The following is a 23,585-nucleotide window of genomic DNA, read 5'->3' on the forward strand; positions in this document are numbered from 1 at the left end:
CGGTCAGCCTCCCTTCATCGGGGAAAGGATTTCTATGCGATCGCCTTCTGCCAGTTGACACTGTGGGCGGTCCCCCCTGTGCACAAGCTCGCCGTTAAGCGCGGTGGCCAGCCAGTCGCCTTCATACTCAAGCTCAGACAGGAGTTCCTCCAATGTGGAAGCGAAAGCGTCGCGTATTGTGCCGTTAATGGTGAGTTTCATGATGAAGCTGCCTGGTCGGATGGGGGTTGAGGATGAAACCAGCTGCCTGCTGTGCCATTGCGGGCGCCAGCAGAAATCCGTGGCGATAGAGACCGTTGATACGGATCGTCGGACCGTCTCTTTCAATGCGCGGGAGGTTATCCGGATATGCGGGCCGGACGCCAACGCCGGTTTCCACCAGTTCTGCTTCTGCGAATGCCGGATGAAGGCTGTAAGCAGCGTTCAGCAATTCCATCATCGAGCGTGCCGTCATCGGCCCGTTGGCATCGGTCTCCACCATGGTGGCACCGATCATGAACTGATGGTCGGCACGTGGAACAACATAGAGCGGAAAGCGAGGATGAAGCAGCCGCACGGGACGGGACAGCGAGATGTCACGCGTCCGCAGGATCAGCATTTCGCCGCGCACGCCGCGGAGATTCGAATCGGTGGCTGCCCCCGCGATCCCGGTGCAATCAACGCTGACATCGTGGGCCGCCGAGCACTCACCGCCGGCGCCGTTTTCGAAGATAACGCCCATGCCGGTCAATTTGAGTTCGAGCCGCTGCAATGCTATCCGCGGGTCGAGATGGGCTTCGCGATCGAAGTGAAGCGCGCGGCGAAAACGGCCGCCAAGATCCGGTTCCAGAGCTGAAATGTCATCCGGGCCAAGGCTGACAAATCCTGTCGTTCGCGCGGCAAAACGGTTCAGTTCGCCGTGATCGCGCGAGGCGGCGACGACAAGCGTGCCGGCGCGGACGACCAAGCCTGGTAGAGCCTTGTCCCACCAGTCTGCCGCGGCGAGCCCTAGGTCCTGTACGGATTGCTCGGCACTTTCCCGTTCGCAATAGGGTGCCAGCATGCCGCCGGCAAACCAGGATGCGGCTTCTGCCACGCTCTGGCGCGGATCGGTCACCGTGATGCGCATGCCACGCCCTGCAAGTTCGTGGGCAAGAGTCAGGCCGGCGACGCCGGCTCCCCTGATCAGCACGTTCATCGTGAACCCGTCTCGTTCGAACCCGCGCCGGTGGCCTGGACGGGCATATAGAGGTCGCCGCCCTCGCGGTATCGTGCCGCCATGGCCGCCATTCCCTTGTCGCTCTCGCCTTGCTGGCGGGCGGCGTCGCGGATGTCATGGGAAATGCGCATGGAGCAGAATTTCGGCCCACACATGGAGCAGAAATGCGCCACCTTGTGCGCCTCCTTCGGCAATGTCTCGTCATGGAATGAGCGTGCCGTCTCCGGATCGAGCGAGAGGTTGAACTGGTCTTCCCAGCGGAACTCGAAGCGTGCGCGCGACAGCGCGTCGTCCCTTGCCTTTGCTGCCGGGTGTCCCTTAGCCAGGTCGGCTGCGTGGGCGGCAAGCTTGTAGGTGATCACGCCCGTCTTGACGTCGTCGCGGTCGGGAAGGCCGAGATGCTCTTTCGGCGTCACGTAACAGAGCATTGCAGTGCCGAACCAGCCAATCATGGCAGCGCCGATGGCGGACGTGATGTGATCGTAGCCCGGCGCAATATCCGTCGTCAGGGGCCCGAGCGTGTAGAAGGGCGCCTCGCCGCAGACGGCGAGTTGCTTGTCCATGTTCTCCTTGATCTTGTGCATCGGCACATGGCCGGGGCCTTCGATCATTACCTGGCAGTCTTTCGCCCAGGCGATCTTCGTCAACTCGCCGAGCGTTTCCAGTTCGGCGAATTGTGCCCGGTCATTGGCGTCGGCGATCGAACCGGGGCGCAGGCCGTCGCCAAGCGAGAAGGAGACGTCATAGGCCCGGCAGATATCGCAGATCTCTTCGAAATGCTCGTAGAGGAAGCTTTCCTTGTGGTGATGCAGGCACCACTTGGCCATGATGGAGCCGCCCCTGCTGACGATGCCGGTGACACGGTCGACCGTCAGGGGGATGTAAGGCAGCCGCACGCCGGCATGGATGGTAAAATAATCGACGCCCTGTTCGGCCTGTTCGATCAGCGTGTCACGGAAGACTTCCCAGGTGAGCGCTTCAGCGACGCCTCCCACTTTTTCCAGTGCCTGGTAGATAGGCACCGTGCCGATCGGAACCGGTGCGTTGCGGATGATCCACTCGCGGATGTTGTGGATGTTGCGGCCGGTGGAGAGATCCATCACCGTGTCGGCGCCCCACCTGATTGCCCACACCATCTTTTCGACCTCTTCGGCCATCGATGAGGTGACGGCGGAATTGCCGATATTGGCGTTGATCTTCACCAGGAAATTACGACCGATGATCATCGGCTCGCTTTCGGAATGATTGATGTTAGCCGGGATGATGGCCCGACCGCGCGCAATCTCGTCGCGGACGAACTCCGGCGTCACGAAATCTGGGATAGCTGCGCCGAAGCTCTCGCCGTCACGGATCGCCTTGTCGCGCAGCTGCTCGCGGCCGAGGTTCTCGCGTATGGCGACGAACTCCATCTCCGGCGTGATAATGCCAGCGCGTGCATAGGCGAGCTGGGTTACAGCGCGACCACCGGTTGCCCGCAGTGGGCGATTGCCGATCGGAAACCGCGGCGTTAAGCGCTCCCCTGCGGCAAAACCGTTATCTTCCGGCTTAACCCTGCGGCCTTCGTACCATTCGACGTCACCGCGAGCCAGGATCCAGTTTTCGCGCAGTCGCGCCAAGCCGGCCTCGATATTGATTCGGACATTGGTGTCGGTGTAGGGGCCTGAGGAATCGTAGACCGTGACGGGCGGTTCGCCGGCGCTCGGATGCAGAGAAATCTCGCGCATCGGCACGTGAATATCGTCGTGGATATGCCCGGATTTGTGGATCTTGCGCGAGGCGGGCAGTTCGCCGACGGTAACGGTCGGAGTAAGAGCATTCATGGCGAGCCTCCTTTGCTCGATGTGCAACGGAGACCCAGTTCGTGCCGAGAGGAGGAAGAGGCAATTCGCCGCGCTGGCTCGGGCGTTTGCCCGAGTGCCGAAGCCGGTTGGACCGACCCGCGAAAGCCTCGCACCGTCCCTACGCCAGTATGAACTGGATCAGGTTCAACGGGTCACTGCGCTGCGTAAGCCAGCAGTATCTCAGCCCCTTGCCGGGGCTCCCCTGGTGAGGTTGCTAGGCTGGACGATTGCCTGCTGTTCTGTCAACCGGCTTCACTTGTGTTTCGGTGCAATCATGGTTCGGTGCAGAATGAATCGGCGTGATCATCGTTGACGGAGTGCTGACCATAGCAGGAGCCAAAGAGCAAAATTTCTACTGATTACAAATGGTTGATAGCCACGTCACCCTAGTGACTACCAACAAAAGCATTAGCCACTTTTTCTGTGGATGTGACCTGGCCGCTGATCGGCATCGTCCCGCATGGTGAAAAATCTCAACTTGATCATTGGCACCACACTAACGCGGATCGCCTTTGCGAGCATGCCTCATCGATCGATTTGATCGACGAGCTTGGCGGCGGCCGTGTTACCATTGCGAGCCTGGGTGTTGCCGATCCGAACCCGGCCTACATCCAGGGTACGAAGAGGACCGACGAACTGGCCTTTCCGTTGCCACATAACTAGCACGGAGAGACAACGTCCCTGACCCCGTCCGGTCGGGTGTCATTATCGACGATCCGCGTTGTACCACGTGGCAGGACATGATGGCGCGCAACCTAAAGCCCGGTCCCTTGACCGCCACGTGCGAAGACCTCTGCATCATGCCTTATACTTCGGAAACGATCGGACGTCCCAAAGGCTGCATGCACACCCACCGTACAGTGTCGACTACTGTCATGGGTGGCATGCATTGCGCATCCATCTGGATGCCTATTGCTCTAGGTTAGTTGGTCACCCGTTGGTGAAGTGGCATATAGGGATGTAACCCGAGCGCACCCGTTGCCCAGTCTTGCATTTCGGGAGAGACGTTGTCGGATCGCAGTATCGAGATTGCCAGTGTCGACACATCTGCCGGCGGCGGCCTGTTGATAGTCAGATAGGTAAAGTAACCGACCATCACCGCGCAACCCATCGAAACGATAGGTGAAGCAAATAGTAGCATCGGACATACTACTGCTTTGCAGCGCTGAAGTAGAGTTGATTTTGGAATTTCATCGTCATCGATATCAGTCATTCCACTACCCCTGTATGTAGAACACCAATGCCGAAACGATGATCCTCATTCGTTAAAATGCGGCTAAAGTCTTATTGGGCATGAAACAAGCTTAAGCGTTTGACAGCCAGGGGGAGACTTTGACACTGAAATCTGCATCCACGGGTGGCGCGATGTTCTGGAACGGCTTGTGAGGGGGAATGGGGCAACTCCAGCTGGAGTGCCCAGTTTTATTCGGAAGTGGCGCACCCGACAGGATTCAAACCTGTGACCTTTGGAATCGTGTGCCACCAAGACAGGTGATTCGGCCTCAGCCCATAACGCTCAGCAACCTCATTCACCGTCAAGGCATCGGACATGCAGGCCAGTAGGGAGGCCGAGGTGGCGAGACTGCGCGCCAGGGTCGTCAACTTGTCGAGCGGGATTTCTAGGCCAAAGCCTTCGATCGCTGGATCGTTTAGTTGTCAGCCTTTCCATCTCGTCCGGTGCCTGCTACCTCGGTTCGGGTCTTGCAGGCTGTTCCGGCGGCAAGTCAGTGCAAACGCCTTCGAACAGTTCGGCAGCCATACCGATCGTCTCGCCCAGCGTGGGGTGCGGATGAATAGTCTTGCCGATGTCGATCGCATCGGCACCCATTTCGATGGCAAGGCAGATCTCGCCGATCATATCACCCGCATTTGGCCCGACGATCGCGCCGCCGATGATGCGCCGGGTTGCGGGGTCGAAGACGAGCTTCGTCACGCCGTAGCCGGCGCCGTTGGCGACGGCACGGCCGGAAGCCGCCCACGGGAACTTGGTGACCGTGACCGCCCGCCCCTCCGCCTTGGCGCCATCCTCTGTGACCCCAACCCAGGCGATTTCCGGATCGGTGTATGCGACCGATGGGATGATCCTCGCATCCATTGAGCTTTTCATCCCGGCGGCAGCCTCGGCAGCGACATGACCTTCGTGCACAGCCTTATGTGCCAGCATCGGATTGCCAACGATGTCGCCGATAGCGAGGATGTGTGGCAGCGCCGTACGCATCTGACGGTCGACCGCGATGAAGCCGCGTGCGTCGGCCACAAGGCCAGCGGCTTCGAGCCCGAGGCTGGCGCCATTGGGGCGGCGGCCTGCCGACTGCAGGACGAGATCGTACCGCCGCTCGCCCGTCACGCCGTCGGCCGTCGTGACAGTCACGCCATCTGCGTCCGCGACTGCCTTATCAACCCTGGTGCCGAGCATCACCTCACCGAAGCGGCCCGCATTGCGCTTGCGCCAGATCTCGACCGCGTCGCGGTCAACCCCAGGCAACAGGCCGTCGAGCATTTCGACGATATCAATCTTGGCGCCGAGCGCGCCGTAAACGGTAGCCATCTCCAGACCTATGATGCCACCGCCTATGATCAGCATGCGCGCTGGCGTGAAAGGAAGCTCCAGCGCGCCGGTGGAATTCACAATGCGCGGGCTGTCAGGCAGGAACGGCAGGGCCACCGGCGAGGAGCCGGCGGCGATGATGCAGTTGGCAAACGAAACCTTGTGTCTACCGCCATCGGCCTGGGTTACGGTTAGGCTGTGGGGTGATGCGAAGGAGGCCGTTCCGTGCAGTACCTCCACCTTGCGCATGCGTGCCATGCCCTTCAGGCCATCCGTCAGCCTGCCAACGACGGCGGACTTAAACTGCCGCAGCTTGTCGAGGTCAATCTGTGGCGCACCGAAGGAGACGCCGTGGTCAGCCAGTTGCTCGGCTTCTTCCTTGATCGCGGCAACATGCAGCAGTGTCTTGGAAGGTATGCAGCCAACATTGAGACAGACGCCGCCCAGTGCATCATAGCGCTCGATAAGGACCACCTGCATACCAAGGTCGGCAGCACGGAACGCCGCCGAGTAGCCGCCGGGGCCCCCGCCAATGACGGCGACGTCGCAATCGTAGCCACCAGCCGTCGGCGCGAGCATCTTGAGAGACGATATGGCAGGGCTCCGTGTGGCCGTGGATACCGCGTGCGGCTGTACAGTTGCGACAGCCTCTGACGTTTCGATCATAGCTATGAGCGTGCCCTTCGAGACGCGATCGCCGATCGCCACCGTCAGCGAGAGGATGTGCCCGGCGAGCGGCGACGGCACGTCAAGCGCAGCCTTGTCCGATTCCAGTGTAATCAGCGCCTGATCGACGTTTACTTCATCACCTGGTTTTACGGCGATCTCGATGACCGCAACATCGGCGAAGTCACCAATATCCGGGACATGAATTTCAACGATGCTGTTCATGGCCCACCTCAAAGCATCGCGCGGCGGAAGTCGCCGAGCAGCGCGGCGATATGGCCAAGGAACCGTGCCGCTGCGACACCATCCACGACACGATGGTCCCAAGACAGGCTGATCGGCATGATGAGACGCGGCCGGAAGGCTTTACCGTCCCACACCGCCTCATGGGCGGAACGGCCTGCTCCGAGGATCGCCACCTCAGGCGCGTTGATGATCGGCGTGAAGCCCGCGCCGCCTATGCCGCCGAGTGAGGAGACGGAAAAGCATCCGCCTTGCATATCGGTGGCAGCCAGCGAGCCGTTGCGCGCCTTGTCAGCCAGTGCACGCATCTCGGCGGCGATTTCCAGGACGCCCTTGCGATCGCAATCCCGGATCACCGGCACCATCAGGCCCGCTGGCGTATCAGCTGCGAAGCCCACATGGACATACTTCTTCATCACCAGTTCGTCGCCGTCGAGCGACGTGTTGAAGCGCGGAAACGCCTTGAGCGCCAGCGCCGACGCCTTGATGAGGAAGGCCACCATCGTGACCTTCACGTCCGGGTTGCGTTTCTCCGCGTTGAGCGTCACACGGAACTCTTCGAGACCGGTTACGTCGGCCTTGTCGAAGTTAGTGACGTGCGGGATGGTCAGCCAATTGCGGGCGAGGTTGCCGCCTGAGATCTTCTGGATGCGCGAGAGTGACTGGCGCTCGACAGGCCCGAACTTCGCGTAGTCGATTGCCGGCCATGCAGGCAGACCGTTTCCAAGCCCCGGGCCAGCGCAAGACGCGCCTCCGGCGAGCGTTGCCTTGACATGGTTCGACACATCCTCACGCAGGATGCGCCCTTTGGGGCCGGAAGGCTTCACCACGGCGAGGTTGACGCCCAGTTCGCGGGCGAAGGCGCGGACGGAAGGCGTCGCGTGAGCATGAGGAGCTATGTCGACGCCGCCGGCCAAGGTTGTGAACCGGGGCAGCGCGACCGGTGGAGGAGCGGCCGGCACGGCCTTGGCCAGGGCAGACGCCGATGCTGATTCTGCGGCGGATGGCTGGGCGGCGACCGAAGCCGCCTCCAATAGCATCAACAGCGAGCCTTGCGATACCTTGGTGCCGACGGCAACCTTGATCTCCTTCACCGCGCCGGCGGCGGGCGCAGGAACCTCCATCGTCGCCTTATCGGACTCGACCGTCAGCAACGGGTCATCGACAGATACGCTGTCGCCCTGCTTGACCAGGATCTCGACAACCGGAACGTCCTTGTAGTCGCCGATGTCGGGCAGCGTTATGGTGATTGTCTCACTCATTCGGATGTCTTTCGGTACTTGTCTGGTCAAATGGTCCACGGCGCGGAGGCGTCGCGATCGATGCCATAGCGGGTGATCGCCTCGGCTACCTTCCGACGGGCGACAGCGCTTTCGTCAGCAAGCGCGGCCAAGGCCGCAACAACTACGTGGCGACGGTCGACTTCGAAGAAGGAGCGGAGCGCCTGCCGTGTGTCGCTGCGTCCGAAACCGTCCGTGCCGAGCGCAATGAAACGTGCGTCTACGTATGACGCGATCAATTGCGAATAGGCGCGGACATAGTCGGAGGCAGCCACGATCGGGGCCTTCCCGGGCAGGCAGGACGCGACGTGGCTGATGGCGCGTTCCGCATGCGGGTTCATGCGATTGTGGCGCTCGACCTCGCGAGCGTCGCGGGCGAGTTCGGAATAGCTGGTTGCGCTCCACACCTCCGAAGCGATGCCCCACTCACTCTCCAGCATCTTCGCCGCCTCGACAACCTCGGGCAGGATCGCTCCGGAGCTGAGCAGGCGAACGGGGTCGCTGCCCTTCTTCGGCTTGTGCGAGGCGATGCGATAGAGGCCCTTGATGATACCTTCCTCGGCACCAGCCGGCATGGACGGCTGGGCGTAGTTCTCGTTCATTGCGGTGATGTAGTAGAACTCATCCTTGCCCTCTTCCATCATCGAGCGCGCGCCACGGTCAAGGATGACCGCCATTTCGTAAGCGTAGGTCGGATCGTATGCCCGGCAGTTCGGAATGGTGGAAGCCATCAGCAAGCTCGACCCGTCCTGATGCTGCAGGCCCTCGCCGCCGAGTGTGGTACGTCCAGCCGTCGCCCCGATCAGAAAGCCGCGCGCCCGCTGGTCCGCTGCTGCCCAGATAAGGTCGCCGATGCGCTGGAAGCCAAACATCGAATAGTAGATATAGAAGGGCAGCATAGCCAGATTGTGCACGCTGTAGGAGGTGGCCGCCGCGACCCAGGACGAGATTGCGCCGGCCTCGGTGATGCCCTCCTCAAGTAACTGACCGTCCTTGGCCTCCTTGTAGTAGAGCATCGAACCGGCATCTTCCGGCTCGTAGAGCTGGCCTGCCGGCGAATAGATGCCGACCTGGCGGAACAGGTTGGCCATGCCGAAGGTCCGCGCCTCGTCGGCGACAATCGGTACGATGCGCGGGCCGAGCACTTTGTCTTTCAGCAGGTTACTGAATAGGCGAACGACCACCATGGTTGTCGACATCTCTTTGCCGTCAGCCTTGAGCGCAAAGTCGGCGTAGCTCTCAATCGCGGGAATCGCGACCTTGAGAGCGTGGCGCCGGCGCGCCGGCAAGTAGCCGCCCAGCGCCGAGCGCCGAGCGTGCAGGTAAGCCATCTCGGCGCTGCCTTCCGCCGGGCGGTAGAATTCGAGGTTCTCGACCTGCTCATTGTTGAGCGGCAGGGCGAAGCGATCGCGGAAGGCCAGCAGCGCACCGATGTCGAGCTTCTTAGCCTGGTGCGCCGTCATGCGAGACTCGCCGGCGCCACCCATGCCAAAGCCCTTCTTGGTCTTGGCGAGGATAACGGTCGGCCGCCCCTTCGTCGCCCTCGCCGCCTCAAACGCCGCGAAAAGCTTGCGGAAGTCGTGGCCACCGCGCTTGAGCGCGTCGATGTCGTGATCCGACATGTGGGCGACGAGCGCGCGCACCTCCGGATCCTCCTCGAAGAAATGCTTAAGGTTGTAGGCCCCGTCCTTGGCCCCCAGTGTCTGGTACTTGCCATCCACCGTCGCGGCGAAGCGGCGCAACAAGGCGTGGTTGGTGTCGCGCGCAAACAGCGCATCCCACTCCGAACCCCACAGAACCTTGATGACGTTCCAGCCAGCGCCGCGGAAGGTCATCTCCAGTTCCTGGATGATCTGTCCGTTGCCGCGCACGGGCCCGTCAAGGCGCTGCAGATTGCAGTTGATGATGAAGGTCAGATTGTCAAGCTTCTCACGGGAAGCCAGAGACAGCCCAGCGATCGCCTCGGGCTCATCCATCTCCCCATCGCCGAAGACACCCCAGACATGGAGTCCGTCGGTTTCGGCAAGGCCACGGTGGCTCAGATAGCGCATGAAGCGCGCCTGATAGACGGCGGTGATAGGACCGATGCCCATGGAACCCGTCGGCACCTGCCAGAATTCGGGCATCAGCCAGGGGTGCGGATAGGAGCAGAGTCCGTTGCCCCCGATTTCCTGCCGGTAGTGCGCGAGCTGTTCTTCTGAGAGCCGGCCTTCGAGGAATGCGCGCGCATAAACGCCGGGCGCCGAATGGGGTTGGAAGAACACGACATCGCCGCCGTGCTCCCCGTCAGGGGCATGGAAGAAGTGGTTGAACCCAATCTCAAAGATTTCCGCTGCAGAGGCATAGCTGGCGACATGACCTCCCAGCTCGCCATAGGCTTTATTGGCGCGCACGACCATGGCCAGCGCGTTCCAGCGGATGATCGCGGTGATCCGCGTCTCCATGTCGATGTCACCCGGGAAAGGCGACTGATTCTCGAGCGGGATGGTGTTGCGGTAGGGCGAGAAAGGCAAAGCATCCGAAACGATACCAAGATCCTTCGCCATCCGATCCAGCGCCAAAAGGATGAACTCAGCACGCTCGCCGCCAGAGCGGCGGAAAAGTGAGTCAAGCGACGCCAACCAGTCGGAGGTCTCGGTGGGGTCCGCGTCGGTTGGCACGATATTCTGCAAAGCAGATGAGTGGTTTGTCGCAAGCATGGGATCATTCGCTTCCATAGGTCTCCGATAGCCGGACAATACCAAGATGGTGTTGGCATTTCCTGCCGAAGGTGTTGCCTGAATGGATAATTTCAATATTCTCTGCTGTATGAAGAAGAAAATGCAGCATAAAAATTCTCGTGTGGTGCTTGATGCAATAGACCTGCGCATCCTTAATGAGCTGCAGGAAGACGGTAGCCTGTCCAATGTCGAGCTGGCCGAACGCGTCGGCCTATCGCCGTCCCCGTGTCTTGCGCGCGTACGTGCGCTCGAGGAAGAGGGCGTCATCCTGCGCCGTGTCACGCTGCTTAACCCGATCCGGCTTGGCGCCAATGTCAGTGTATTCATCCAGGTGACGCTCGAACGACAGACCGAAGCGCTGCTCGAGGTGTTCGAGGCGGCGATGGCGAGCCTTCCTGAAGTCATGGAATGTTACTTGATGACGGGAGATGCCGACTACCTGCTGCGGGTCGTTGTCCCCGATACCGTAGCCCTGCAGCATTTCATCGTCGGCAAGCTGTCGACCACGCGCGGTGTGATCAATATCCGCTCCAGCTTTGCACTCAAGCAGGTGAAGTACAAAACCGCCCTTCCGGTGAACAACCTGATCGGCACCGACCTCGACGGTTCCGTCACAAATTTTCCGTCAAGATCATCTGGAGTATGAAGGCTCCTCCATGTGAGGAGAGCTTTTTCATGTTCAAAAGTTGCGCAACAGGCCACGGATATCGTTCTTGATAGCGATGGCCTTCTCCTGAAGCAGTTTGCGCGCGGTCAGTAAGACGCGCCGCTTCTGGCTTGCCAGCGCTTTGACATAGACGGTCGAAAGAGATTGACGCGCATCATTTGCGCTATGCCGCGAGCGTCGTTTCGATCCGTCTTCTTCGCGTGCCGTGTTCGATGCAGATCGCCAGTAACCCGGCTTCCGCAAGGCCACTGAACAACACGGTCCTGCCTCAAGCCCGACCCGTACGCAATTCCAGGAAGGATCGGTCAGAATCTCTGCAAGATCGTCAGGATGGCTGATGACCTTCATCTCACGGCAAATCTTACCCGTTTCGTCCACAATGCATATGGAGGTCTCTTTCACAGAAACGTCCAATCCGGCAAAATGCTCCATGCTGCGCTTCCTTTCTGATCTCGTGGTGCTTCACACAGACCGCGTTTTATCATCAGCTCGAAGCGCAGCACCTGAACACATGACCGCCAAATGGGACGCGAGCCGAATATCCCATCTGAACACATACGAGGGTGATCGCCGCATCATCTTTCCGCAAAAAATATCTGGAACGATGTCGATCCTGCGGGCGCTTGTTCGTCGTAGGGGCAGAAAGGCGGATTTGGCCTTTCTTGGATCAAAGGAGAAAATACGATGCGCGTTATGGTTATGGTTAAGGCTACCGAAGACAGCGAGGCGGGGATGAACCCCTCGGTCGAACTCCTCGAGGCCATGGGCAAATACAATGAGGAATTGGTCAATGCCGGCGTCATGCTGGCTGGCGACGGCCTCAAGCCTTCGTCGAACGGCAAGCGCGTGGCCTTCGACGGCCCGAACCGCACCGTTATCGACGGGCCGTTTGCCGAGACCCGCGAACTGGTCGCTGGCTACTGGATGTGGGAGGTCAAGGATATGGCCGACGCGGTCGAGTGGGTGAAGCGCTGCCCCAATCCGATGCCTGGCCCCAGCGAGATTGAGATCCGTCCGGTCTACGAACTGGAGGACTTCGGCGAAAGCGAAGCACTCGAAATCCATCGTAAGGTGGGCGAGAAGCTCGCTGCGAAGAATTGAGTATTTTTCGGGCAGGGACGGTTTTCTTGGAGGCGCTTGCCCCGTCCTGGCAGAAATGATGTGATCTGCGGCCATGACGGCCGCCGACACGCATCAAGCCATCGAGGCAGTTTTCCGGATCGAATGGGCCAAGCTCGTGGCGGGCCTGGCGCAGTTGGTGCGCGACGTTGGCCTGGCCGAGGAACTGGCACAGGACGCGCTGGTGGTTGCGCTGTCCAAATGGCCTGAGAGTGGAATTCCGAAAAATCCCGGCGCCTGGCTGATGGCGGCGGCCAAGCGGCGTGGCATCGACGGGTTGCGCCGCAACAGGATGCTTGAGCGCAAGCACGCCGAGATCACCCGCGATCTGGAGGAGGAGCGCAAAGCCAGTATCGAAGACATCGGAGCGGCCATGGACGACGATATTGGCGATGAACTGTTGAGCCTGATTTTCACGGCCTGCCATCCTCTCTTGTCGCGTGAGGCGCGTGCGGCCTTGACCCTGCGCCTCATCGGCGGGCTCACCACCGGGGAGATTGCGCGCGCCTTCCTCTCCAATGAGGCGACCATTGCCCAGCGCATCGTGCGCGCCAAGAAAACGCTTGGCAATGCCGGTCTGACCTTCGAAGTACCGCGTGGCAAGGAACGGGGGGAACGTCTCGCCTCGGTGCTGGAGGTCATCTACCTGATTTTCAACGAGGGTTATGTGGCCACTGCCGGCGAAGACCTGGTTCGCCCCGCTTTGTGCGCGGAGGCGCAGCGGCTGGGCCGCATTCTCGCTGGTCTCATGCCCGACGAGCCGGAGGTCTTCGGCCTGCTGGCGCTGATGGAGATCCAGGCCTCGCGCCTGGCCGCCCGCCAGGGGCCGGACGGCTCACCGGTTCCGTTAACCGAGCAGAACCGCGCACGATGGGATCAGCTCCTGATCCGCCGTGGCCTTGCAGCGCTGGAACGCGCCGGAGCCCCGACCGCCACCTCCGGTCCTTACGCGCTGCAGGCCGCGCTCGCCGCATGTCATGCAAGGGCCCGAAAGGCCGAGGACACGGACTGGCAGCGGATCGCGGCGCTCTATGACAATCTCATGGACGTGACGCCGTCGCCGGTGATCGATCTCAACCGTTCGGTGGCCTACAGCATGGCATTTGGCCCCGAAGCCGGCTTGAAGCTCCTCGACAGAATCGCGCAACCTGAAACCTTGCGCGACTACGCCCCGCTGCCGGCTGCCAAGGGAGATTTTCTGTTCCGGGCAGGCCGCCTGGCCGAAGCGCGAGCCCAGTTCGAGCGTGCGGCCGGGCTCACCCGTAACGAGCGCGAAAAAGCCTTCCTGCTCCAGCGGGCAGCCGACTGCGGCTAACCCCAAGCGCCTATCATCTGCCGACCGAAGGCGGCCGGCGAGGGCGAAAAAGCTCGTCCCATATGTCGTAGGCGGCAAGCACAAGCCCGATCAGCAGAACGACCGTCAGATCCAGGCGCGGCACGAATCTCAACAGAATGAAACAGAACGCCGCAAGCGTGAGAAAGGCGAATGCGGCGAAAATCTTTTTTCTCAACATCGCCTAGCCTCCGTAGATCGCGTTCGGCAGCCAGAACACGATGCTGTCGGGGAACAAATACATGATCACCATGCACAGGATGACGATGGCCATATAGGGCAGCATGCCGAGGAAAATGTCCGTCAATCGCACATGGGATGGCGAGACGCCCTTCAGGTAGTAGGCGGACATTGCCATTGGCGGCGAAAGGAATGCCGTCTGCAGGTTGACCGCCACCAGAATGCCGAAGAACAACGGGTCGATGTCGAAATGCGGCAGAAGCGGGATGAAGATCGGTATGAAAATGACGATGATCTCGGTCCATTCCAGCGGCCAGCCGAGGATGAAGATGATGATCTGCGCCATGATCAGGAACATCAGAGGCGACATATCGAGGCCGGTGACGAAATCGCTGATCAATTGCTGTCCGCCGAGATAGGCGAAGACGGAGGCGAAGGTGGCCGAGCCGACGAAGAGCCAGCACACCATGGCCGACGTCCGTGCCGTGAGGTAGATCGATTCCTTCAGCCGTTGCCAGGTCAGCGCCCGATAGGCAGCCGCCAGGACCAGGCCGCCGAGCGCGCCGATAGCGGCGGCCTCGGAAGGGGTGGCGAAGCCGAACAGGATGGCGCCCAGAACGGCCAGGATGAGTACGGCCAGCGGCACGAAGGAGGTGAGCATCATCAACGCCACCTGCGGCACAGTATGGTCGCCGATGTCCTCCTTTGTCGGACGGGGAGCCAGACGCGGCTGTAGGCTAGCCCGTGTCACGACATAAACGAGATAGAGACCCGCCAGCAGGAATCCCGGCAATAGCGCGCCTGCATACATGCGCACCACCGAGATGCCGGACGTCGCCGCATAGACTATGAGCAGGATCGACGGCGGGATCAGGATGCCAAGCGTGCCGCCAGCACAGATGACGCCGGTTGCGTAGCGGATATCGTATTTCGCCTTCAGCATTGCCGGCAGGGCAAGCAGGCCCATCAGCGTCACAACGGCACCGACAATACCGGTCGCGGTGGCAAACAGCGTGCAAGTGACGAGGGCAGCTACCGCCATCGACCCCGGGACCCGGCTGGTGGCGATATAGAGGGTGGAGAACAGCCGGTCGACGATGTTCGCTCTTTCCACGATGTAGCCCATGAACAGGAACAGAGGGACGGCAGTCAGCACATCATTCTGGATGACCGAATAGGTCTGGTTGACGAACAGGTCGAAGATGCGGTTGTTGAAGAAGCCGCCGAGCCAGGTTTCAACTTGCGTGAAGGTATCGGCGCCGGCCTCGACTGCGCGGTCATAGCTGCGCCACATGCGGCCGACGTCGTAATAGGCGTAGTATCCGAACCCCACGCCGAGCGCCATCAGCGTGAAGGCGACGGGAAAGCCGAGGAAGATGGCAAGCAGCAGGATGAGAAGCATCCCGACAGCGATATATGCGTCCGTCATCGGGTTTCCCCATTGTTCTCTTCATGCGGCTGGGCCAGGCCCGGTGGAAGTTCGGCCGCCCCTTCCTTCAGAACGTCGAGGCTCTTGGCCTCAAGCAGCACCTTGTCGAGTTCCTCGACATCCTCGGCCGCCTTCACCCACTCCCCGGTCCTGATGCAGATGATGCAGCGGAACACCTGCGCGATGCCCTGCAGGAAAAGCAGGATGCCGGCCGCGACGATGACCGCCTTGAACTGGAAGATCGGCACGCCGGCGGGGCTGTTGGAGCTGACCTCCATGTAGCGCCAACTCCGTTCGGCATATTTCCAGCCCGAAAAGATGAGCGCCGTCACGCCGGGAAAGAAGAAAACCAGGTAGAGCACCAGTTCCAGCCTGGCCTGGGTGCGCGGCTGCCAGAGCCGGTAGATGAAGTCCCCGCGCACGTGACCGTCGCGCGAGAGCGTGTAGGCACCCGCCATCATGAACAGCGTGCCATAGAGCATGTAGCTGAGGTCGAAGGCCCAGGGGGTCGGTGCGCGGAAGAAATAGCGCACAACCACCTCGTAGCTCACGCCGAGCGTCATGATCAGCACGCCCCATGCGAACACCTTGCCAAACCACGCTGACAGGTCGTCGGCGAATGCGATGTATCGGAGCATCCCGGTGATTTCCTCATTGGCGTTCCGGCCCGTACGGGTGGCCGGAACGCCTGCGCGGATGGAACGAGCCCTTAAAGCTTCAGCTTTCCGGGGAAGTAATGTTCATAGGCAAGTGCGAGGTCGGCGGAATTCATTAGTTCGTAGAACACCACGCGCTCCACCCATTCGCGCTGACTGTCGAGGACGCGCTTCATGAATGGATCGGCCTCCAGCGTGGGAATGATCTGGTCCCAGGCCTTTAGCTGGGCGTCGAGGATTTCCTTCGATGTCCGATGGACGGTAACGCCATGGTCGGATTGCAGCTTGGCGAGGTCGCTCGAATAATTATCCATGGCAAGCGCGGTGTTGGCCGTGCTCGCCGCCTCCACGCCATATTCGAGGATTGCCTGCAAATCTTCCGGCAGATCGTCGAATATGTCCTTGTTGAACAGGAATTCGAAGGATTCGCTCGCCTGATGGTAGGACGACAATATGTAGTTCTTGGCGACGTCCTGTGAACCGAAGCGTATGTCCGATGAGGGATTGTTGAACTCGAAGGCGTCGATGACCCCGCGTTCCATTGCCGGCACGATCTCGCCGCCGGGAAGCTGAGCGACGCTCAGGCCCAAATTCTGCATGAGATCGGCCGCAAGGCCGACGGTGCGGTATTTCAGGCCGTTGACGTCGGCGACCGTGGCCACCGGGTTCTTGAACCAGCCGAAGGGCTGCGCCGGCATCGGAAAGCCGTAGAAGCCGTAGAGATTGAGACCCATGATGTCTTGGGTGAGCTCGCGGTAGAGGTCCTTGCCGCCGCCCTGGTGGAACCATGCAAGCATGGTGGTTGCGCTGCCGCCGAAAACCGGGCCGGTTCCGAACAGCGAGGCTGCCTTGTGCTTTCCATACCAGTAGACGGGGACTGTGTGGGCCGCATCGATCACGCCGTCATTGACGGCATCGAGGACCTGGAAGGCGCCGACTACTGCGCCGGCGGGGAGCAACTCGAACTTGACACGACCGCCGGACATTTTCTCGACGCGTTCGATATATTGACGGGCGAAATCCATCCAGATGTCGGATGCCGGCCATGATGTTTGCATCTTTATGGTGACCGGTGACTGGGCCAGAACGGCCGGGGCTGCAAGTGCACTTGCGGCAGTTGCGCCAACAAGCGTGGACGCACCCAAAAGCTCGCGACGCGAGATCGCTTTCTTAGCCATAGTATTTCCTCCCTATTTTATCGTATAGTTCACCTCTTATTCTGTATTTCAAACTCTGCCGGACACTCAAATAATGGTGTCTTGTCGAACGGCATCCTCACCGGGCCGATCAGCCGCAGAGCGCCTTCGCTAATCATCCTGTTCAAAGATCAACCAGTTCGGCATGACTGTCAACAAGCGCAAAACACCGGTTCGGCAGACACCGGAATGCGCGGTTTTGCGTGGGTTCCTTGCCTGGTTCGGCAATGCCGGCCGTCAGGGGGCCTTGCTCGACCCAGGGCAGAGCAGTGCCAAGTGGCTCGGGCCTCAAGGGTGGCGCATGGCGTTATCGCAAGAGCCTATCCAAAAGAGAGTATGCCCCATCCAAAGTGCTTAAGGGCTGCCGATAAGACACCACGCCCCGCAGCGTGGTAGAAATCATACATGCTGACGGGTGGAATGTCGTCCCTGCACCGTGCCGCAGTTGCGGCACTGGCGACAGTTGCGCTCTTCAATTCAACGCCGCCAAAGGCAGCCGAGCAGGTTGGCGAAGCGGTCCTGATCAAAACCGCTGTCACAGGCGAGAGCGGCCCGCTGGCAGTCAGATCGGCGGTTCACCGCGACGAGCGGATTCGCACCTCCAATAGCGGGCTTGGTCAGTTCATCTTCCGGGACGGAACCAAGCTTGCGGTCGGATGGGGCTCGTCCGTCGTCATCGACAAGTTCGTCTACGACGATAGCAGATCGGTCAAGAAGCTCACCATCAAGGCCGCCAAGGGGACCTTCCGCTGGATCAGCGGAAATTCGGCATCCTCAGCCTATGAGATCGTGACGCCTGCCGGAACGATCGGGGTCCGCGGAACCGCATTCGATTTTTCCATAGCGGCAAACGGAACGACCGCCGTTGTCCTGTTGAACGGTTCGGCCCAATTTTGCGGCAGCAATGGCTGCCAGCAACTGACGCGGCGATGCGATTGCGTGATCGCGACGCGGGCGAACGGCGTGAGCGATCCACGCCGGGTCGATCGCAGCGTGCTGAGGACCCTGGGCAGCGGGCGGGCGTTGCCGTTTCTTTCCGGCAACCAGACACTTTCGGGCGGATTCCAGTCGAGCCGCGATGGCTGCGGTCTCACCATGGCGTCGGTCGGGGACAGGGGGCAAGACAGGATCAGCCCGGCCCCTGAGCCCCCCACGGCAACCAATCCCGATCGTCCGGGTCCGCCCGACAAGCCTGACAGGCCTGACAGGCCCGATAAGCCGGATAAACCTGACAAGCCGGATAAGCCGAGCAAGCCCGATAAACCGGATAGGCCGGATAGGCCCGATAGACCCGATAGACCCGACAGGCCGGATAGACCCGATAGACCCGACAGGCCCGACAGGGCGGATAGACCCGATAGACCCGACAGGCCCGACAGGCCGGATAGACCCGATAGGCCCGACAGGCCCGACAGGCCCGACAAGAGCCACCATGGCAACCCCGGAAATGGAAGCGGCTTTGGTAACGCAGGGGGCTACGGGAGTGGCTTTGGCAACAGTGGACGCGAACATGTCGGTGGTTCGGTTCAAGGAGGTGGAGACTCTCATCACGGTAGCCGCTAGATCATGATTTCGAAATAAAAGAGATGGCGATTCAGAACGAAGTCATCTCGCTCCCGCCCGGGTCGGTCGCCTGGCGCAACTGACCATTGCCAGCCTCATCCATGGTGAAATGACCCGACCTGCGCCAGATCCGGTCATAAAATTCGTGCAATTGGACTGGCAGCCGCGCTGCCGTGAATTTTGCAGCCGAAGCCAGTTTTCGGCTCGCCGCCGAGCGTGACCGCAGGGCCTCGACAAGTCGCGCATGGATGGCCTGCAACTCGGCAAACTCCTGGAACGCCGCAACCTGCCCGTCGCCGATGACCGCACAGACATTCGTCCGATCGCTCTTGCCGCGCAGCGCGAGCGCACCCGCGTCGAGCAGTGCGTGGCCAGTCAACGCCTTGGCGGCATCCGCAGAAACGAGGATGTCGAAACCTACCTCCTTGCAGGCAGATTCGATGCGCGCAGTAACATTCACGGTATCGCCGACAGCCGAATAGTTGAAACGGGTCTCGGCGCCCATATTGCCCACACAGGCAAGCCCGGTATGGATTCCGATGCCGATGGCAATCTTGTGCTCGGGCCCAAAGCCGAAAGCATCCCTGGCATTGAGCTCGGCCAGCGTTTCCCGCATCGCCAGCGCGGCACGAACTGCCTTGGCGCAATGATCCGGGACATCAAGCGGAGCATTCCAGAAGGCCATGATCGAATCGCCGATGAATTTGTCGAGCGTGCCTTCATTAGCGATGACATGGCGGCTGAGCGCATCGAGCAGCGTGTTGAGGAAACCGACCAAGGCCGTCGGCGACAGTCGCTCGCTCATCGTGGTGAAGTTTCGCACGTCGACGAACATCACGGTGAGTTCGCGGTCATCTCCTCCCAGGCGCAGGGCGTTGCGCGTATGTTCGATGCGATACAAGAGCGTCGGCGACAGATATTGACCGAATGCCCGCCGGATTTCGCGGCGTTCCCGATCGGTGACCAGAAAGCGGAACGATGTTGCCGCAAAATGCGTGACCGTGCCGGCGGCCAAAGGCGCCAACGGATCAAACAGGAGGCCCTCGACAGAAAAGGCCAGCCAGGACGCGACCAGGGCGCAGACGGTAAGCAGCAGGCCGGCTGCGAGCGCGATTGCCGGGCTGACAAAAATCGTCAGCACCACCAGCAGGCCGCTCAGTATCGCGACAGACAATATCTCGAGCCCATCCGCCCAATCGGGGCGAGAGAGAAACCGGCCCGACAATATCTGCTCGACAATCTGGGCATGCAGCGAAACACCGGGAACATTCTGCCCCAGCGCCGTTGTGCGAATGTCCTGAAGTCCCGCGGCCGATGTTCCGATAAAGACGATGCTGTCCTCGATGGCGGCCTTCACAGCAGCGCTGGGACCGCCCGGCGCGAGTATATCGCTGGCCGAAACATATCTTTCTGCCCTGTCCCTACTGACATAGAGCCACAATTCGCCCGCCGCCGTTGTCGGCACCACGAAGTCGCCGATCTTGACGGCGGTGATGGTGCCCGGCGTATTCGGCGCCCCGAGCACCAGATAGGTGGAGGCGCCTTGCGCAACACGAAGCGCTTCAAGCGCGAGACTGGGATAAAGCTGTTCGCCGTCGCTCACCAATAGCGGAACCGAACGCACCACCGCCGAGGACTTGCGCGGATTGAGGCTGATATGCCCGATACCAGCGGCATTTGCCTCAAGCTGCGGGCGCAGTGGTGTCGCCGCCCGCATATGGGGCGGCGCGGCAAGCGGGCTTTCGCCGGTAAAGGCGAAGCCGGCCTTCACCTGCGGCTTGTGGGTGCCCTGGTTGGACAGGCCGAAGCCCAAGACGACGGGGTTTCCGACTATCGATCCGGCAAACAGCTCGTCATTGTCGGGCAGCTGGCGAAGCAGGCCAGGATCGATGCCTGCAACGTTGCGCACGACATTGCGCGGCGACAGGCGATCGGGCTCGGCAAAGAGAATATCGAAGGCGATGGAGGAAGCGCCCATCTGCGCAAGCGCATCCACAAGGGCCGCCAGACGATCCCGGGGCCACGGCCATTGGCCGAACTGCCGCAGCGAGGCTTCGTCGATATCGACAACACGAACCGGCATCGGCTCGAACGCCCGCGGCGCCCAGCGCTGATACTGGTCGAACGTCGCCTCGCGGGCGATCTTCAACGGCTCCGGATCATTGGCCCGCAGCCAAGTGAGCGCAGCGACAACAACCAGGCCGATGACGACGCCGATTTGTTGAGCACGTGTCATGACGTCATCATCAGACCCGTTCTGCCATCGCAGGCCAATCCGGAGGTGGGAGGGAAATTGCCCTCATACCGCGCCGACAGCACCATACGCCTTCTGCTCAGGCAGATACAATAACGCGCATCAGCTCACACAAGACATTGACGGCCAAGCAGATGGCGGCCGGCTGCGGCGGAAGCAGTAGTCCGTGTTTGTAGATCCCCACCTCGATTATCCGCCAGTTATCCAGCGTAGAACCACAGGGCTGCTGTGGCCATGGCGATCGCTATGACCGCTTTCCACATTCGCACAATCACAACGGCCGGGACTATCGCCGCGCCAATTAACCACCAACCAGTCAGACCGAAATAGGCGTGAAGTCCCCAGGCGCTGACACCGGCTGCGGGAACAAGGGCAAGGATTTCATTCCGAGACCAGGGTCTTGCTGGTCGTGCGGGCCGTGAGTGAGAGCCGGGCGCTGTACGCGCGCTTTTGCGCGAGCCCGTTGCAGTCCATGTCGAGCTCTCTGAGCCAGGTATTTTGCCACTGCCGCCACAGCCGATGCACACTAGCTGTTCTCTGGTCGAGCCACGCCCGGATCCGCCGCACGAAGCGCACGGAATATTGGTAAAAGCCTCCGTGCCCGCTGCCTCCACACGAGTAGCATGGCGGATAGTTTCCGTAGACCCAGCCGTATCCGGCACAAACGGTGCACGTGGCCATCGTGGCATGCCCTTGCAAATGCCAAGCCTATCTCACATGTTTGTGGTTCGGTGCGAAGCTACTCAATCAGTGTGGTGTAGCGTAGCAATAGTATATCCTTGATGAGGCACTCAAAAGAAGTACCGCTCACACGCTCGGTATATTCGCAGCAATCTTCTCGGAGATTATAGCCGCAGCCTTTTCTGCTCCAGCGTCGCTTGGATGGATTTCATCATCATTCCAGTCCGCCATCCCCGTCAGAGCTGGCCGCAGATTGACATAAACGATCTTGTAGCTGGTGTGTGACGCGTTTTGCGCTGACGCGAATGATTTGAGGCTAGCGTTGAATCGGTCGACCATCGCCGCCACGATTTTACGCGCGAGCGGACTCGCGGGGTCGAATCCAAGCGCCTCAAGTTTCGATCCGATGTATCTTCCGCCCGGGCGAGGGCGTGAGTGGCCGTACCCGTGCACATATAATGTCACCTTCGGATTAACAACTGAGCGGACATGTCCGCTCAGCGTTTTATAGTGACCGATAACTTGTCCGATGGCAGTATTGAATGATGCCTTGACGAAGGTATTGGCATCGCCGGGATTTGTGCCAGGTGCAGTGCGTCGTTTGACATGCTCACCGACGGAAGCGAGGACGTCGTTTCCTCCACCCGAGAATATGAAATGGTGATATAGACCCGATCCAAGGGGTACGAGGTAGTTGTTCTTCTGCGTCGTTACCATGTCGCCAATTTCAGCACCCCACATCGCCACACCAGGTATTTCATAGGTTTTGCGAAGTACATCGACCAGGTCGTTCGGATAGGAGAACAGGTTTGGAAGACGAAACCATGAATCGCCTTCAGCCAGCACTCTTATCCTCGCAGCGGCGGCGGTGGTTGAGCGGGCACGGCCGCTCGACGCGGACAAACTACCGGAAGAAGGCATAGTGCTTGCCTCCGCGGCGAAATAGAGCTTCGTCACGGTCTTGGTGGTTGGCCGCTTGCCTTTCTTCTCAACCAGATCAGTGAGCTTGAAAGCAGGCGCGAACGGCTTTGTCTTGGTGTCGTCCGGTACGAAGTAGTCGCTTATTTCACGGCTCGTCAGATCCCCCGATGTCGCGCGCCGCTGAAGGTCCGAGAACGAAATCAGAGGGGTATTTGCTCTGGATGATGGCATTGCAATACCTTCCAGCGATCAACACAAGAATATGGTAGTTGGCCGGTGCGACGGGGCAGCTTATACGATTGCCGGACTTCATGGCTACCACGGCTAATTCGAGGCTCTATGCATCTCATACGTCGGGCCTGGCTCAACGTCGGAACTGCGATTTGGCGTCAGGAATTCGACCTTATGACGAGCGGCGTTCTCGTACTGCGTCACGCGTATGGGATCGAAACGATGCGGCACCGCTTGGATTGGTCTCTCTCAAGTTACCTAAGGCCAGCGGAAGGCTGTATTCGAGGCTGGCGAGATCGAATTGCACGAAATCAGCACACCTGCTTGCAGTGAGGCACCGGCAGCCTGCCTCCCGATACGCAGCATATGGAGGGCGACAATTAAGGCCAGGACACCTGAAGGCGAAAGGTTCCGGCCTCCCTCAACACCTCGAGCACGTCGCCCGTGAACTTCCCCGGTACCGTCAGCCCTGCTTCGGCACGCATGTAGGGTTATAAGAAAATTGCGAAAAGTTCATATCGCCGTCGGTGCAGCAGGGCTCTTGGTTGAACTCCCGATGTGCCCAAACGCTTGACGACCCAGATTGGAAACGTAGTGCGCGCGCGTGACACGAGGCGACTCTGCCGACCAACTCTTCGGGCGCTACGCGCCGCCGGCGCCGAAGAAAAGCTTCCTGATCGGCGCAAACCCAGCCGTCAACCGTGAGATAGATATCGACGAACCAAGCCTCGACAGCGCCCAAGCTGGGGACCAAAGTAAATAAGCGGGGCGATGATGACGAACCCCAACATCGCTACCGAGCAAAGCTCGTCGGGTCGATTTTCGGAGTCTTCCGGCGGAGGAAGCGGATTGAAACGCC

The 23,585-nt window shown here is 60.4% G+C and carries 18 protein-coding genes, 2 pseudogenes and 1 riboswitch; of the genes and pseudogenes, 6 read left to right on the plus strand and 14 right to left on the minus strand.

What is annotated here, in order from left to right:
- Window positions 1-3: 3 nt before the first annotated feature.
- From thiS to thiC, 3 genes are read right to left on the minus strand one after another with little or no spacing between them, the layout of a single operon-like run.
- Window positions 4-201 carry a sulfur carrier protein ThiS gene (thiS, locus tag EET67_RS20080; protein ID WP_128627996.1) on the minus strand — a complete coding sequence of 66 codons (198 nt, stop codon included), beginning with the start codon at window positions 199-201 and terminating at the stop codon, window positions 4-6.
- The gene (thiO, locus tag EET67_RS20085) at window positions 185-1,177 is read right to left on the minus strand and encodes a glycine oxidase ThiO (RefSeq protein WP_128627997.1); all 993 of its coding nucleotides are present in this window, start codon (window positions 1,175-1,177) and stop codon (window positions 185-187) included. Before thiO ends, thiS begins: the two co-directional genes overlap by 17 nt.
- Window positions 1,174-3,018, minus strand: a complete 1,845-nt coding sequence (gene thiC, locus EET67_RS20090; protein WP_128627998.1) for a phosphomethylpyrimidine synthase ThiC — start codon at window positions 3,016-3,018, stop codon at window positions 1,174-1,176. The genes thiO and thiC overlap by 4 nt, the downstream gene beginning before the upstream one ends.
- A 118-nt stretch (window positions 3,019-3,136) precedes the next feature.
- A riboswitch (TPP riboswitch) is annotated at window positions 3,137-3,253 on the minus strand.
- Window positions 3,254-3,462: 209 nt separating this feature from the next.
- On the opposite strand from thiC, the gene EET67_RS20095 reads away from it, so the two are divergent.
- Both EET67_RS20095 and EET67_RS26650 read left to right on the plus strand, forming a co-directional pair.
- On the plus strand, window positions 3,463-3,702 hold the full coding sequence (locus tag EET67_RS20095) for a hypothetical protein (RefSeq protein WP_128627999.1): 240 nt from the start codon (window positions 3,463-3,465) through the stop codon (window positions 3,700-3,702).
- Between the two features lie 38 nt (window positions 3,703-3,740).
- Window positions 3,741-3,965, plus strand: a pseudogene (locus EET67_RS26650) (AMP-binding protein); the annotation flags it as partial.
- Here EET67_RS26650 and EET67_RS20105 read toward each other — a convergent pair.
- From EET67_RS20105 to mdeB, 4 genes are all read right to left on the minus strand, one after another.
- Entirely contained in the window at window positions 3,962-4,252 is a 291-nt protein-coding gene (locus EET67_RS20105; protein WP_128628000.1) for a hypothetical protein, read from the minus strand. The pseudogene EET67_RS26650 and the gene EET67_RS20105 overlap by 4 nt on opposite strands.
- 471 nt (window positions 4,253-4,723) lie before the next feature.
- Window positions 4,724-6,478 (minus strand): dihydrolipoyl dehydrogenase, encoded by a 1,755-nt coding sequence (lpdA, locus tag EET67_RS20110; protein ID WP_128628001.1) that lies wholly within the window; start codon window positions 6,476-6,478, stop codon window positions 4,724-4,726.
- Window positions 6,479-6,486: 8 nt separating this feature from the next.
- Window positions 6,487-7,758 (minus strand): dihydrolipoyllysine-residue acetyltransferase, encoded by a 1,272-nt coding sequence (gene aceF / locus EET67_RS20115; protein WP_128628002.1) that lies wholly within the window; start codon window positions 7,756-7,758, stop codon window positions 6,487-6,489.
- Window positions 7,759-7,784: 26 nt separating this feature from the next.
- The gene (gene mdeB / locus EET67_RS20120; RefSeq protein ID WP_128628003.1) at window positions 7,785-10,475 is read right to left on the minus strand and encodes an alpha-ketoglutarate dehydrogenase; all 2,691 of its coding nucleotides are present in this window, start codon (window positions 10,473-10,475) and stop codon (window positions 7,785-7,787) included.
- 82 nt (window positions 10,476-10,557) lie between these two features.
- Here mdeB and EET67_RS20125 point away from each other — a divergent pair, with 82 nt between their 5' ends.
- A complete protein-coding gene (locus EET67_RS20125) occupies window positions 10,558-11,142 on the plus strand; it encodes an Lrp/AsnC family transcriptional regulator (protein WP_281011157.1) in 585 nt (194 codons plus the stop codon).
- Window positions 11,143-11,178: 36 nt separating this feature from the next.
- Here EET67_RS20125 and EET67_RS20130 read toward each other — a convergent pair.
- A pseudogene (locus tag EET67_RS20130) lies at window positions 11,179-11,595 on the minus strand (IS110 family transposase); the annotation flags it as partial.
- A 252-nt stretch (window positions 11,596-11,847) separates the two neighbouring features.
- Here EET67_RS20130 and EET67_RS20135 point away from each other — a divergent pair.
- Together EET67_RS20135 and EET67_RS20140 are read left to right on the plus strand one after the other, a co-directional pair.
- The gene (locus EET67_RS20135; protein WP_128628004.1) at window positions 11,848-12,264 is read left to right on the plus strand and encodes a YciI family protein; all 417 of its coding nucleotides are present in this window, start codon (window positions 11,848-11,850) and stop codon (window positions 12,262-12,264) included.
- A 73-nt stretch (window positions 12,265-12,337) separates the two neighbouring features.
- Window positions 12,338-13,597 carry an RNA polymerase sigma factor gene (locus EET67_RS20140; protein WP_128628005.1) on the plus strand — a complete coding sequence of 420 codons (1,260 nt, stop codon included), beginning with the start codon at window positions 12,338-12,340 and terminating at the stop codon, window positions 13,595-13,597.
- 13 nt (window positions 13,598-13,610) lie between these two features.
- On the opposite strand, the gene EET67_RS20145 is transcribed toward EET67_RS20140, so the two are convergent.
- The 4 genes from EET67_RS20145 to EET67_RS20160 form a co-directional block, all read right to left on the minus strand.
- Complete coding sequence (locus EET67_RS20145; protein WP_128628006.1) at window positions 13,611-13,796, minus strand: hypothetical protein; 186 nt, start codon at window positions 13,794-13,796, stop codon at window positions 13,611-13,613.
- Between the two features lie 3 nt (window positions 13,797-13,799).
- Window positions 13,800-15,224 carry a TRAP transporter large permease gene (locus tag EET67_RS20150; protein WP_128628007.1) on the minus strand — a complete coding sequence of 475 codons (1,425 nt, stop codon included), beginning with the start codon at window positions 15,222-15,224 and terminating at the stop codon, window positions 13,800-13,802.
- Window positions 15,221-15,862, minus strand: coding sequence for a TRAP transporter small permease subunit (locus tag EET67_RS20155; protein WP_128628008.1), 642 nt, complete (start codon window positions 15,860-15,862; stop codon window positions 15,221-15,223). Before EET67_RS20155 ends, EET67_RS20150 begins: the two co-directional genes overlap by 4 nt.
- Window positions 15,863-15,933: 71 nt before the next feature.
- Window positions 15,934-17,058: a TRAP transporter substrate-binding protein gene (locus EET67_RS20160; RefSeq protein WP_128628009.1), complete on the minus strand. Its 1,125-nt coding sequence runs from the start codon at window positions 17,056-17,058 to the stop codon at window positions 15,934-15,936.
- A gap of 423 nt (window positions 17,059-17,481) precedes the next feature.
- On the opposite strand from EET67_RS20160, the gene EET67_RS20165 reads away from it, so the two are divergent.
- On the plus strand, window positions 17,482-18,639 hold the full coding sequence (locus tag EET67_RS20165; protein ID WP_245451080.1) for a FecR family protein: 1,158 nt from the start codon (window positions 17,482-17,484) through the stop codon (window positions 18,637-18,639).
- 31 nt (window positions 18,640-18,670) lie between these two features.
- Here the strand turns inward: EET67_RS20165 and EET67_RS20170 are convergent, their stop codons facing one another.
- On the minus strand, window positions 18,671-20,875 hold the full coding sequence (locus tag EET67_RS20170) for a CHASE2 domain-containing protein (protein WP_128628010.1): 2,205 nt from the start codon (window positions 20,873-20,875) through the stop codon (window positions 18,671-18,673).
- Between the two features lie 825 nt (window positions 20,876-21,700).
- Window positions 21,701-22,726 (minus strand): SGNH/GDSL hydrolase family protein, encoded by a 1,026-nt coding sequence (locus EET67_RS20175; RefSeq protein ID WP_128628011.1) that lies wholly within the window; start codon window positions 22,724-22,726, stop codon window positions 21,701-21,703.
- Window positions 22,727-23,585: the final 859 nt, after the last annotated feature.

Origin of the sequence: Borborobacter arsenicus (assembly GCF_003934165.1) — a bacterium.
GTDB classification, from domain to species: Bacteria; Pseudomonadota; Alphaproteobacteria; order Rhizobiales; family Rhizobiaceae; genus Pseudaminobacter; species Pseudaminobacter arsenicus.